The organism is Sporosarcina sp. ANT_H38, assembly GCF_008369195.1.
GTDB lineage: Bacteria > Bacillota > Bacilli > Bacillales_A > Planococcaceae > Sporosarcina.
The window spans coordinates 1,490,065-1,503,536 of the sequence record NZ_VOBC01000001.1 but is presented as its reverse complement, the minus strand read 5'-3'; the positions used below and the strand labels follow the sequence as shown (position 1 = coordinate 1,503,536).

At 35.5% G+C, this 13,472-nt stretch carries 12 protein-coding genes, 1 pseudogene and 1 riboswitch; of the genes and pseudogenes, 9 read left to right on the top strand and 4 right to left on the bottom strand.

Annotated elements, in window-relative coordinates; all coding sequences use genetic code 11:
* Nucleotides 1-957 precede the first annotated feature (957 nt).
* The 6 genes from FQ087_RS07085 (at nucleotide 958) to FQ087_RS07060 (ending at nucleotide 5,603) form a co-directional block, all read left to right on the top strand.
* Complete coding sequence (locus FQ087_RS07085) at nucleotides 958-1,398, top strand: hypothetical protein (RefSeq protein WP_149579781.1); 441 nt, start codon at nucleotides 958-960, stop codon at nucleotides 1,396-1,398.
* A gap of 408 nt (nucleotides 1,399-1,806) precedes the next feature.
* Entirely contained in the window at nucleotides 1,807-2,319 is a 513-nt protein-coding gene (locus tag FQ087_RS07080) for an RNA polymerase sigma factor (protein ID WP_149579780.1), read from the top strand.
* A complete protein-coding gene (locus tag FQ087_RS07075; protein ID WP_149579779.1) occupies nucleotides 2,300-2,911 on the top strand; it encodes a hypothetical protein in 612 nt (203 codons plus the stop codon). The genes FQ087_RS07080 and FQ087_RS07075 overlap by 20 nt, the downstream gene beginning before the upstream one ends.
* A 291-nt stretch (nucleotides 2,912-3,202) precedes the next feature.
* Nucleotides 3,203-3,745 carry a carbon monoxide dehydrogenase gene (locus FQ087_RS07070; RefSeq protein WP_149579778.1) on the top strand — a complete coding sequence of 181 codons (543 nt, stop codon included), beginning with the start codon at nucleotides 3,203-3,205 and terminating at the stop codon, nucleotides 3,743-3,745.
* A gap of 736 nt (nucleotides 3,746-4,481) precedes the next feature.
* Nucleotides 4,482-4,679 (top strand): hypothetical protein, encoded by a 198-nt coding sequence (locus FQ087_RS07065; RefSeq protein ID WP_149579777.1) that lies wholly within the window; start codon nucleotides 4,482-4,484, stop codon nucleotides 4,677-4,679.
* Between the two features lie 651 nt (nucleotides 4,680-5,330).
* Nucleotides 5,331-5,603 (top strand): hypothetical protein, encoded by a 273-nt coding sequence (locus FQ087_RS07060; RefSeq protein WP_370456041.1) that lies wholly within the window; start codon nucleotides 5,331-5,333, stop codon nucleotides 5,601-5,603.
* Between the two features lie 307 nt (nucleotides 5,604-5,910).
* Here FQ087_RS07060 and FQ087_RS07055 read toward each other — a convergent pair whose 3' ends face one another.
* The 4 genes and pseudogenes from FQ087_RS07055 to FQ087_RS07035 all read right to left on the bottom strand — a co-directional run bounded on the left by FQ087_RS07055 (nucleotide 5,911) and on the right by FQ087_RS07035 (nucleotide 9,554).
* Complete coding sequence (locus tag FQ087_RS07055) at nucleotides 5,911-6,309, bottom strand: hypothetical protein (RefSeq protein WP_149579776.1); 399 nt, start codon at nucleotides 6,307-6,309, stop codon at nucleotides 5,911-5,913.
* Nucleotides 6,310-7,292: 983 nt separating this feature from the next.
* Nucleotides 7,293-7,769, bottom strand: a pseudogene (locus FQ087_RS07050) (GNAT family N-acetyltransferase).
* Between the two features lie 812 nt (nucleotides 7,770-8,581).
* Nucleotides 8,582-8,833: a hypothetical protein gene (locus FQ087_RS07040; RefSeq protein WP_149579775.1), complete on the bottom strand. Its 252-nt coding sequence runs from the start codon at nucleotides 8,831-8,833 to the stop codon at nucleotides 8,582-8,584.
* 277 nt (nucleotides 8,834-9,110) lie between these two features.
* Complete coding sequence (locus FQ087_RS07035) at nucleotides 9,111-9,554, bottom strand: carboxymuconolactone decarboxylase family protein (RefSeq protein WP_149579774.1); 444 nt, start codon at nucleotides 9,552-9,554, stop codon at nucleotides 9,111-9,113.
* 451 nt (nucleotides 9,555-10,005) lie between these two features.
* A riboswitch (purine riboswitch) is annotated at nucleotides 10,006-10,105 on the top strand.
* A 159-nt stretch (nucleotides 10,106-10,264) separates the two neighbouring features.
* On the opposite strand from FQ087_RS07035, the gene FQ087_RS07030 reads away from it, so the two are divergent.
* From FQ087_RS07030 to FQ087_RS07020, 3 genes are all read left to right on the top strand, one after another.
* Nucleotides 10,265-11,464: a NupC/NupG family nucleoside CNT transporter gene (locus FQ087_RS07030; RefSeq protein WP_149579773.1), complete on the top strand. Its 1,200-nt coding sequence runs from the start codon at nucleotides 10,265-10,267 to the stop codon at nucleotides 11,462-11,464.
* A 44-nt stretch (nucleotides 11,465-11,508) separates the two neighbouring features.
* Nucleotides 11,509-12,036: a cupin domain-containing protein gene (locus FQ087_RS07025; protein WP_149580789.1), complete on the top strand. Its 528-nt coding sequence runs from the start codon at nucleotides 11,509-11,511 to the stop codon at nucleotides 12,034-12,036.
* 294 nt (nucleotides 12,037-12,330) lie between these two features.
* Nucleotides 12,331-13,068: a VWA domain-containing protein gene (locus FQ087_RS07020; RefSeq protein ID WP_149579772.1), complete on the top strand. Its 738-nt coding sequence runs from the start codon at nucleotides 12,331-12,333 to the stop codon at nucleotides 13,066-13,068.
* Nucleotides 13,069-13,472 lie beyond the last annotated feature (404 nt).

Sequence of the window (13,472 nt, the reverse complement as noted above, 5' to 3'; positions counted from 1 at the left end):
CTCGAGACTTATGAATCAGATAAGGTAAAAGCGGCCCGTATTCGACAATGCGTCAAGTAAGTTCGAAAGAAAGGGGATTACACAGTTGTTGGTAATGAGAAGAGTCGAAAGATTAATGATCCTAATGGTATAAATTGACCTGAAAAAAGACAGTTTCTTCAGCAACCATAAATAATTATGTTCGTTATATCAAAGTATTCTATAAATGTTGAAAGATGAACACTCGTGATCAAAACGGACAAGTAGTACAAATCGATGCTTCAATTTCGTTTAGCAAGCTATCAACCTTTTAAAATGTAAAGAGGCATAAAGCGAAGTCATGCAAAAGTAGAAATCCTTCCTGAGTGCTTTAAGAACGATAAGATAACAGAGAGACAAGAATCAACTTTATTAATTGATGAGGAAAGATAGTAATTATTGATTGTACTTGGTGTCATCGAAGTACAAGCTTAAAATATTAACATGAGGTCACAGGATCCATTCTAGAGCATCTTAAAGTCTTTAATGGATGTAACTATCATCTTGAGGTTACAGTAGCTTTAGGATGAGCTAGATGGATCGGGAATGAAACATTACCCACAGGAACGTGGAATGTTGATTGGATAGCTGAATGAAATGAAATAAGACTAACGAGTTATATCTAAAGTGGGACAAAACAACAAAAGAGAATTTATACGTCCCTATTGCCATGTTAGGATAAGAATTATTTACTTTATCTGTGATGCATCTCCCGGGTGCTAAAGTTCCGCTTCCAAATGTTGTGCCGTCCGGTCTAGTAATTTTTCAGTCAAATATATTAACATTAAATCTATAAACAGCTTCATTTAAAGATTAGTGGTAAAGGTGGACAAGTTGAAAAACTAACAAAGAACACCGTACAATTACATGATAATTTGTAAAAGGAACTAAAATACATTACACAAATTTAACAAACTCGATAACAAGGAGATTCTTATCGTGACAAACGAGCAAAAAGGAGAGCCGGATATCAATCCGACTAAAGTAATGGTGAATTTGATTTTAATAATTCTCACAACAACGTTAATAATAATCCTCTCACTCACTATTTTTATAAATATTCAGACGTCTAAGCCACTTCTAGTGGATTTTACTAATCCATATGAACTAAACACAGAAAATCATGCTGCAGTATCTTCTTTTATTGAAAAGAACAGCAACGAGATGAAAATAATAACTGAAGTAGAGATCTACGACTTGCACCGACAGAAATCAGAAATTCAAGTAAAAGAATTTACCTCGGAGAAAGAATTTGTAAGACAATTTATGTGTGAAGAATTAACTTCTGTTGATATAGATTACGGTGGAAGACTTGTCCAATTAAAAGGATGTGGTCTATCTAGTGAGAAAAGTATAAGTTTTGGTTCAATCTCATATTAATTGGTTGTAAATATATAAATACTATTGAGCTAGCTACTTCGGTAGCTATTTTTTATTGGGGAAGAAACATTTCGATTATAAAATACATATTTTTTGCCTTCTTGTAGATAAATTGAAACCTGCATATCTATTCGTTTAGACAGGCTTAGCTTTCACCAGAAAGCCCGTTAACTCAACGATGTATAGTTTCCGTGCATAAAGAACGCCGAGGGCAATAAGGGGGGGCAGAGGCATTACAAAGGGTTACCTGTCTTAACAAACTGCCGAGAATCGGTGTTATGTTAACCTGTTATGTATGGAGTATGCAAGGTCCTTTAACAAGTAATGTTAATACCGATATGATAATAACCGTTACGGATTTTAATGGATTGCGTCTAAGTAGTTAGTAAGGGAAGAGAGGTGAAAGAGATGTCCAGTGAGAAATGGTTTAATGACTATTTTGGTTCCATCTACAGTTACATCTTATTACAAGTCAAAGATCCTCATACCGCCGAAGACCTAACACAAGAGACATTTTTGAAGGTCATTGCGAACGAACATCAATTCAAGGAACAGTCTTCCATAAAAACATGGATTTTTCGGATTGCGTATACGACAACGATGAGCTATTTCAGAAAGAAAAACCCCTTAACGTATTATTTCGATACGAATATCCTCAGTTCCAAGCACAATACATCACCGGAAGAGATTGCACTTCTTAATTCGCAGCAAAAACAATTTTATGAATCACTCCATCGGTTAAAGCCTAGCTACCAGCAAGTGATCATATTGCGAAAGATTCAGGGATTTTCCACAAAAGAAGCATCATCCATCTTACATTGTTCAGAAGGGAAAGTGAAAATGAGTCTGTCGCGGGCAATTGCCGTATTTAAAAAGGAATTGGAGAAAGGAGGATTTACAAATGAAACACTTATCCGATGATGAAATAACGAAAGAGTTGGAAGTGCTTGGCCAATCATTCCGTCCCTCCTCAACACAAAAAGAAAACTTGCACCGTCGGATTTTCCAACCGAGCTGCAATAAAAAAGCAAATCGCATCCAAACATGGCTTCCAACCATCGTTTCACTTGTCGTTTTATTCTCCGTCTGCACTGGTATATTCGTTTTGTTCAACAATGAATATATTGGTACTGGCGAGTCTTCTGGAAAAGGGGAGCATATAACGGATGTCACGGCTTCCTGGGACGGCGTCTTTTTGAGACAAACGAGTCAAACTAGCACAACTTATTATGAAATTATATTCAGTAAAAATTCACTCGTGATTGAGGATCGTTTCCAAAGTAGTAGTTACGATCCAGACCTGAGTGAAGAAATCTTAAAGAGGTATAAAATAAAAGAGGTACCTTTAGTAGCAGGAGAGTTTACCAAGTATAGTATTAAAAAGAAAAATGATACGTATACAATCAAAGTGACTGGCAAGCAAGGGTTCACTTATACCTTGAAAAAAATAGCACCTAGGAAATTCGTTGGTGAAGAAGGTATTGAATATTCAACGGAAACTTATCTGGAATAATATTTAAGAAGTGGTGTCCGAAAAGGTGATAAAAGTATTTAAATATCAAAAAAGGGAACAATCGGCTGCCCTTTACATGGCAGCTTTTCTTATTGAGTAAGGCAATTAACTACTCCCGTGAACTGGCGCTATGTCAACCTGGTGTGCATGGCGTATACAAGGTCGTTCAATGGTTTGAAGATTGATCTCTCATGTAGCGACTTGTTCAACGGGGCAGATTAGTTGGAGAAGAGTAATATATTTTCTGTTAATGGGAAAGCTATTTATTAAAAGAATAAGGGTGTGTGGCAAATGCAAAAAAAAACTCATCTTTTATTTTCAATAATATGTATCTCCATTTGTTTTTCAGCTAATGAAATGATATTTGCAAACCCAAACGATACCCCCCCATCTCTTGAAGAAAGTTACGCCCAATTTGGATATATATCTGTTGAAAAAGCAGTTAAGGAATTTGAAAATCACTTTAAACAAGATGTGAAATTGCCGGAAATCAAGCCATCTATTCCTTTCACCCTCCAGTTCGGAAGATTTAATGAAGATAACAAATATGACATCAATGATTTACTGGAAATCAAGTTAGTGAATGAAAAGGTAACAGTAAATAATTATAAAATTGATATTCGTCCCTTGAAAAATAAAATAACTTTTAAGAATAGAGGCAATCAGAAAGTCTATACACTTAAAAATGGACAGAAAGCTATTTATGTTGAACATCAATTATTTAATTTTTTTGTTTTCGAAGATGGTAATTGGCAATATATGCTTGGAATCGATAAAAGGGTATCTAAGGTAACCGCTGATACATTAGTTGAAATTGCTAATTCAATTGAATAACGAATATAAGAGAAGAAGATTAGATTCCTTGTTAAACTAACGGGTTGCTTTTTCTTATTGAGTAATAAAGTTAACTACTTCCGTGAACGGATGTTATATCAACTGAGTCTACATGAGAGTTAAAAGGAAACAAAAACAGTACCCAAGAACCGAAAACAGACCCCTAAATACCGTTGGCACAGGTTATATGTTTTTGTTTTAGCCTTCGACGAGGGAATCCTGAAAATACCGACGTGTGAGCTATGCATTTTTTGGGGGTGAAAGGGAGTTGAAAATGACAAATGGAAAGTCACCAATCATGGCACGGATGGAGAAAGTATATCGACATACAAGAGCAAACTCCTTCTGTATTCGTGCCAGATACGAAAGCAGCTGTCGGAACTTCGTCGGGTTTTTAGACGAGGAATTCAAGCTGAAAACTTGCGGAATTTACAAGATAAACATTTAGTGGCTTAAATCCAACAACGACAAACAGAGGAAGTTGCACCGAAAACGCTCAAAAACGACCTTGGTGCAATTCGCTATATGCAAGACAAGAATTCGAAAGTCAAACATGAAATTCCCGATAATAAAGGACTGAAAGATACATTTTTTATCCTATAAGAGAAAACGCCAGCGGTAAAAGGAGATAGAGCGTGGACAGAACGCGAATATAACGATATACAGAAGGTTCGTACGAGAAAGGGCTGAAGACGATGGGAGAGGCACTGAAACAGCTGCTAATGTGTGAGCCGTGATGCAATTGGCAGGGACAATGGGGTTGAGGCTGAACGAAGCTGTCGAAATGAGTGGGCCACAAGTAGAACAAGCATTGAAATGTGGGGTTTATCAGGTGAAAAATGAAGCGGGAAACAGGAAATGGCGACAAGTTTCGTTATCTGATCAAGGTCGACACGTGTTGTTGTGGAAATTCGGTTTTCCTATGATTCACTGATACATTGGTCAGGTCCAATTCACCAGAGACGTGTGAAGAAAATTCGAGGTGAAAACAGCTGTCGGTATTTAGGTAGCTATTCAGTTCAATCAAAAAGACCGCTGATTACAAATAATCATCAACCTTTATCATGGTTATCTTGTAAAATAGCTACATATTGGTAGAAAATTTATTTAATGAAAATCAGAGATAGAGGCTAAGTAGCTAACCGCTTGTTGAGCTACTTAGTGTAATTTTTCAGAAACACTCCAATTTTTGGAGGGGATTACGTTTTGATTCAGTTGTTGCACTAACAAGTCTGCCGCGTAGTAATCGGTAAAAGTTTTGTCCGACTGAGTGCTAGATTCCTTTAAAATCTCTGTTACACCATCGTTGTCTCGTATGATTACAAACATGAATCACCTCCGATTTATGACATTAACAATTGATTTGTTCTAAAGGAATTGTCTCATCAAAAAATAATTAAGTAAACATTATCGGCTAATTGTTACCAGTTTGTTACCGAATTGTAATAATATATCCTTTTGATTGTTAGGGAATTAGACAGTTCGTACATAGGGAGTAGACTCAAAATGAGTAGGTGTAGAAATAGATTGAACGTATTTTAGATTCATGTTTTGGTTCCATATGCAACACGAAAGTGCAATCTACATGGATAAACGTGAACTAAGCGCCACATTATGTGATGGTCGCACATTAGAAGTAAACTATGACAGTATAGTAGTTTTCCGTGATATTCCATTCTCTGATAGTAGTTTTTATTTAATAGTATTAGATCCAACATATTTGTTAAAGGTTGGGGAGTATTCGTGGTTAGGTAAGAAGTACGGAGTATTTGAAAAAAGTAGATCAAATGATATGAAACAAGGATTTATCGAGTGCATCAGGGTTTTGAAACGGAGCGGTACACTAATTTTCAAATAGAATGAAGAACAAATCTATTGGGGCGAGATACTATCAGTGATAGATTTTAAACCACAGTTCGGGAAGCGTAGAAGTAAAATGTATTGGCTCACAATTTTGAAAGATTAATACAACGTTTTGAAAATAGATAATTCAAAAAAGGTGGAAGGGGGTTTGGTAATGAATAGTGAATTCCTTAAATCCAATTTGCTAACCAAGCAAAATAATATCTATCTGGCGAATAATTTAAAGCTTAGAGGAAATTGTGACCAAAAATTTCGAACAACCATTATTAATCCAATTCTTTCAAACTCTTTGTCGCTTTCACTTAACTATCAAAACTACCTAAAATCATAAAATCTACAAGAATTCCACTCACTGGATTTTCTGAACCTAATACATTAATTCCTAGAACTACTATACTGCTAGTGTTTGTAACATTAGCAGAGACATACTTTGCGGTAACATTCTTCTCGCGCATTTGTACTCTCGGTCTTGCATTTATCGAAGGATTTGTGGAATATACGCTTGATACTGCATAGTCAATAGTTGTTAAAAATGTTTTGCCATTAGCCAATCCGTTTTCTGTGAAATAAAGTGTGGCTATACCATTCGCGTCTGATGTAGCTTGTCCATAAACAATCCGCTTTACTTTTTTTGGATTCGACTCACCTGCTTTAAACACTTGAAAAGCTGTCGGTGCCAGTAAAACAAATTCATTGCTCATAGCTATCCCCCTCTACAATAATTTGCTATCTAATACAAACAACAACTTTGATTAAATGTATGATTGTCTATACCTTAATATTCTATGTACTTTTTATTATTATTTTTTGGTTCCTTGATGATTCTTATTTAAATATCAAAAAAGAGTTTGCTTAAGTAAACTCTCAAAATGGTGTAGAGAAGAAAGATTTCAGCATCAATTAAATTGCGAAGGCTGCCAAGGTTACGATCCATACAATCAAAAACTCGCAGTTACAGTAAATTAAACTTCTCTTATGATGCGCTTGCATTTAAGAAAGCAAAGGGTATTTTAGGCAGAGCTTCATAGACAGTACGAATATAAAGCGAAGAGATAACGACAAAAAAAGACCACTGATTAAAAAATAATCAGTGGTCTTTATCGCAGTTGTCTTATGATTTAGTAACAGAATTAGCAGAGAAGGAAATCAATAAATAGAGATGTATTTAGTAGTGGGCCCGAATAATGTATCAATTCCGGTTTGTTAAATGAAAATACATAGCTAGGAGATAAATGATAATGTGACCGACAGCGAAAATTTTATAAAAAAAACATTAAGCAACCCTTTTCACTTCGTAAGAAAATAAGTACACCAAGAGCTACTATTACTGTGAGAATATACAGAGGGCTAAATGTTAATTGAGTTAGTATAGTAGTCAATGGTTGTTCTGTTAAATCAGTCATATTGCCTCCAAAAAAGAGAAATAAAAGCAAAAAATATCTTTTAATTCTTAAATTATATGCTTATGATTGATACATGAAAAGTAATTAAATAATTAATGTTTTAATAAGGGAAATGGGTCAGCAATATAGTGGAAATATAAAGCGTAGTAGACACAAACTGTGATGTAAGGAGGATGAGAGAGAGGGAAACTCACTTCGCCAGCAATCATACCCTCTAGTTCAATCATAAGAACGCAGAAATTGATGAAATTAACGATTCCTATATCATGGAGAGGCACAAATTAGAGGTGCAATACAGTTATTGGTTCGTTGTGGAAGATTTCACCGTTGTCATGGAAGCCGAAGCTTTCATAAAGCTTTTTAGCAACGACGTTATTGGCTTCATAAGAGGTCCAGCAGTAATTTGCAGGACCAGCCGGAAAGGTACGGATAAATTCCAATACTTTTTTCATAGCTTCTCGACCGTATCCTTGGTTCTGGTATTGCTTGTCAATCATCAGTCGCACGATGCAATACCCGTCGTCTTCGATTGATGGGAGTTCGTATCCGGTGATTCCATAGGTCAGCATAACAAATCCAACGGGCTACTCATTGGAATAAATAGCAAACGGAAATGGTTGTCCCCCATTGGTTGCAAGGACGTAGCACGAAGCCACGCTTGATAGATTGGACGCAACGAAGCGACGTTGGTCTTCTGAAACTTCCAATTTAAAGATGGCACGCCGGTTTTCTAGTGTGATTTTTCTGAGAGTAATCATGTCGGGTTCCTCCTTCATTATCGAAATTTCATAGACTGGATATTATATCATTAAATACTAGATTTTGTTCTGGTAATTTGTCCTGTTAATAAAATATGCGCATTTATTACAGCACAATTAAATGATGTAATTTAGTGTGTGATCGTAAAAAATAACGTTGTAAATGTGGTTATAGATTGATTGGGAAATAGTACACAATTCGAACAAATGGAGAATTGGAGAGGTTATGAAAAGAAATAAGCATGAACGCATCATGATCATCAATAAACTCATTGAAAAAATAGCTGAAAACGGGAGAGAGTTTTTATTCTCGAAAAAACACAAACGCTTTGCGTATTTTGTTTAAGATGGCCGGGCATTGTTTATGTGGATCATTATACAGGGGTTCCGTTGAGAATGAAGTAAGGTGCCGCTACTAAAACAGAAGTTCAAAGAATGTATTTTACTAGCGGCGGTACGATGTGGGGCTTGGATAACGACTTCAAGGACTTCATCAATGGTGACGATAATTTTAATCATGATAACGGGTAGGTGGTCTATATTGTCGGCACTGGGGATACGAAGAGGAAGTAATGGAGTCGATACTGGAATTTGCAAGGGGAATCGGTTATTTACCAACCAAACAAGAGGAGTAATACACAATATAACTAAAAAGACCACTGATTAAAAATAATCAACAGTCTTTATCATAGTCATCTGGTGATATAGGAGTAGTAAAGAACGTTATTAAACGAAGAAATAGTTGGAACTAGACGTACTGATCGGCTTTCGCTTTGTTAATAATTATTCATAGAATACGATGATATCACATTTTAGTTTTTACATGTGACTTCATAGTCGTTGGAAGAACTTACGATAGCAGAGAATTTCTGTTGTTCATCGCCAGCAACATGTCCATCTATGTAAATTTCGGGTGTTGCGTATTCGCCTGAGTGACTTATATCTTTAATCACGATATCCATATTTTTTTTATTTTTAAAGTGTTTGATAGTCACTTGTTCAGCTAATTCCTTAGTTTCGGTCCAAACTTCTTCGCCAAATTCAGCTGGTGTACCGTAATCCATAATAGTGAATATGTATCCGCCAGCGAGTAATAACATGGCACCACAAAATATAGATAAGCGCTTTACAAGATTTTTTTATAACATTCACCTTTCAGTAGCGGTTTTTTATTTTCACTTTGTATCTTAAAACATCCTTGAAATGTTCACTATTTTATTAGGTGAGACTGTTATTACAGTCTTGTAAGCTTCGCAATTGTAGATGTTGAAGAAATTCACTTTTACTGCGCAGTAAAAGGAGATGGAAAAACGAACATCAAAAGATGTTCGTTGAGAGTAATTATTTTTCAGTTGCGATATTACCCATTGCAATAGAAATTCTATTCCAACTGTTGATTTGATTGATGATTAGAACAAGGTCAACATATTGTTTCTCGTCATATTGTTCACGTACTCGCTTGTACAGATCGTCAGGAACTCTTTTGGTAGGGATTAGCGTAATATGCTCAGACAGTTCCAGAGCAACTTTCTCCTTCGGTGTATAAAAAGTGCATTCTTTCCAAGCACTCAAACAATAAATTCGTTGTTCAGTTTCACCCATCTTACGAGCATCGGATGAATGCATATCAATGCAGAATGCACAGCCATTAATTTGAGAGGCTCTGATTTTGATTAACTCTCTAGTAGTTCTATTAATTGTAGACTGCTTAGTGTACTTCTCCATATCCATCATAATTTTCATACCTTCGGGTGCAACATCATTGTAGGGAACTCTTTGACTCATAAGGCAAGACTCCTTTGGCTTTAATTTACCACAATTATAACCTTGTTCGAACGTTTGTACTAACTTTTTGATTAACATTCAAATCAAATAGAAGTCGTTCAGTCTGAAACGATCCAATGACAAACGTAAATGAAACATCTTGTATGATCAAGTTGTTTGCTGGTTAATTCTGGTTAATCAACAGGCGTGTGAAATATGTTCAGAATCCATCCCATTGATTGCTGATAAAATCCGGCTTGAGTATATGGCGAGTTAACGTTGGTATGAAAGCATTTTAACTGATGGATAAACCAAGCAATTTTCTTCCTTAAAAGCATGTAAAAGCTAAAATTGGGTTATTTAACTTAATAATAATAATATTTATTATTTATTGAATATACTTTCGATTTATTGATATCTCTAAAAAGCTTTTCAAATATAAGAGTTTTTGATACAATCTTAAAGTAACTTTATAAAATAATAGTATTTTACTCATATAATCGCAGGAATATGGCCTGCAAGTTTCTACCGATCCCCGTAAAGGATCGACTATGGGTAACAATATTTTCTTGTGTTTGATTTTCCTGAATGTAGCTCATTAGGATCATCGGCTATTTAAACGACCCAAGAAATATTGTTCACTCATTTTAAGTGGATAATATTTCTTGGGTCTTTTTTATTTTTTAAAGTTATATGGTTGAAATATTTTTATGTAAAGGGAGTAGAAGCGGATGTATTTTATTATTAATATTATTGGTATTTTATCTGTACTTGGTCTTGCCTTTCTTTTGTCATTTAATAAAAGGGGAATTACATATAAGCCCCTTATTATCTTATTTGTATTACAGTTAATTACTACCTGGTTTATGTTATCGACTGATATTGGAGGAACTGTGATTACGCTAGTTTCTGATTTCTTCCTATGGCTAATTAGCAGTGGGATGTCAGGGGTAAACTTTGTATTTGGTGAGTTTGCGCCAATCGACGGTTCGACCTTCACGTTATTCATGAATGTACTAATGCCAATTATTTTTGTCGTAACGTTTTTTGATATTTTAACCTATTTCCGTGTTTTACCGTTGATTATTAATAGCATCGGATGGGTCTTATCTAAAATCACTAAAATGCCTCGATTCGAAAGTTTTTATGCAATACAAGTTATGTTCTTAGGCAATAATGAAGCATTGGCAGTCACAAGAGATCAATTGAATAAAATGAGTGACAAACGATTATTAACGGTAGCCATGATTAGTATGTCTTGCGTAAGTGCGGGGATGCTTGGTGGATATTTGCAATTATTGGATCCGAAATATGTGTTAACGGCAATTCCGTTAAACGCGATTGGAGCACTTATTATTACTTCTTTGATCAATCCGTACACTGTGTCAAAAGAAGAGGATGTTGTCTACACACCATCTAAAGCTGATAGAGGGAATTTCTTTGATGTGATATCTAATAGCATGATGATTGGTGGGAAATTAGCGTTAATTATCGCAGTGATGCTTATCGGATTTGTTTCTCTTATTACAGCTGCGAACAGTTTCTTGGGGTTGATTCATGATGATCTTGCACTTGAAAATATTTTTGGTCTGATTTTCTCTCCAATAAGCTTATTAATGGGGGTTGAATTTTCACAAATACTCTCAGTCGGTCAATTAATGGGAGTGAAAATTGTATTAAATGAATTTGTTGCAATGACCAACTTAAAAGAAATGCTTTCGGGCTTCAATGCGCATACAGAAGCTGTTGCTTCAACATTTCTTGTTTCGTTTTGTAACTTTGCGACAATTGGAATCATTCTCGGAAGTATGCAATCATTATTTGGCGAAAAGAAATCTAGATTTATCGCAAAATATACATGGCTATTACTAGTAAGTGGTATCCTTGTTTCTAGCTTAACAGCTATGGTTGTAGGCTTATTTGTTTGGTAATAACTAAAAATAACTAGAAATTTATAAGAGGAAGGGATTTTATGATGAAGAATAGTAATGCACAATACTGGGTGTCTAATCTCGGACTCCTCCCTCATCCAGAAGGCGGTTATTATAAAAGAACTTTTGAGTCAGAAGAACACACGTCTGACCAAGAATTGACTGTCAATTTCGAAGGCAAACGAAAAATGTATACGAGCATTTACTTTCTATTAACTTCAAATGACGTCTCTCACTTCCATCGTTTAAAATCGGATGAATTATGGTATTATCACGCTGGAAGTCCATTAACAATTCACATCATTGATGAAAATGGAGAATATGAAGAAATCAAATTAGGGATGAACTTGGATAATGGAGAAGTGCCCCAAGCGCTAGTTCCAAAAAACTCAATCTTCGGGTCATCCGTTATGGAAGAAGATACTTGCTCCCTGGTAGGTTGTATGGTTTCTCCCGGATTTGAATTCCAAGACTTTGAACTGTTTACACAATCTGAACTTTTAATGAAGTATCCGAAACACGAAGAAATCATCATGAAGTTGGCTTACGAAGAAATTCCGGAACTAGGTTAATTTGTAAATCTAGTTCTTCCTATTTAAAAAGCAACAACAAGTCAGCCAACACATTATATAATTGTGTGGGCTGACTTTTTTGTATTTCTCGAAACTTAGTAATTATTGGAGCAGTCGCACACACTTACTAAAAAGATTTACGTAATCACCGATTCTTTTATGTTCGAATTGTTGAGAATCAAATAAATGAAAGGGGATACGTCCCCATGAATCCTAACTTGAACCTAAGGTGGTATAATAGCTTAGAATCATTGTATTAAATACTGCAAAAAAAGAATGGGAGATTGATATGATATGGGTAATTTAATCGACTTAACTAAAAAAGCGGGTATCGTTTTAGAAAAGAAGAACCTAAATGGTGTTAAAGCTGAAATCGTACTCGTAATCGATCAATCAGGTTCAATGAGAACGTTGTACAAAAATGGAACTGTGCAGGAGCTTGTTGAGCGTCTTCTGGCTATTGGGATGAATATGGATGCTAATAAAGAAATTGACGTTTTCCAGTTTAACCAAGGATCAAACTACGTAGGTGTTGCAACAGAAGCGAATCACGCTACATTTGTGAAAGATAATAATATGGGAGTAAGCGGTACAACGAAATACGCTCCTGTTATGGAAGATGTCGTAGCTAAGTACGGAATAGCTTTAAATGTAGATCAAGAACCTGTTACTAAGAGTTTGCTGGGTGGGTTGTTTAATAAGAAGAAAGTTGAAGTGCCTAAAAAGCCTGCATATCCCACTTTTGTACTCTTTATAACGGATGGGAACAATTCTGATAAGAGAGAAGCAACGAGAATTGTGCGTGAAAGCTCTACTCAACCAATCTTTTGGCAGTTCGTAGGAATTGGGAAAGAAGAGTTTACTTTCTTACAGAAATTAGACGACCTTAAAGATAGACATGTAGACAATGCTGATTTCTTTAAAGTGGATGACATTATGAATATTACAGATGAAGAGCTATATGATAAGTTGCTTACAGAGTTTCCGGATTGGCTGAGTGAAATTAAGGCTAAGGATATGCTTGCATTATAAGAATCGAACTACATAGAAATTAGTGTCGCCAAGAGGAGCCTAGGATGTCAAAGTAAGATTTTGCTGATGATTTGTTTAACAAGTTATATTGATAACTCCTTCCTAAATTGCGATTTAGGGGTATTTTAAATAGACGCAAACGGGTAACTGGTACTGGTGGGAGGCATCCCCAAAGTGGTATTCCAAGGATTCATTCAACCTATATAGTAGTGAATTCGTTATCATGGCGCTATAAAACTCGACTTGAGCAAATGGCGGGCTAATCGAAAAAGATTTAGTTTTGATAACAGCTGTGCCTACTATTCGAATCTATTTTAGTATGGTAGGTTTTTTTAGTTATTAAAGATTTATTAATCTGATAAAATGGTGAAGTATGCTCTATAATGAGAACGAGAGAGAGGATG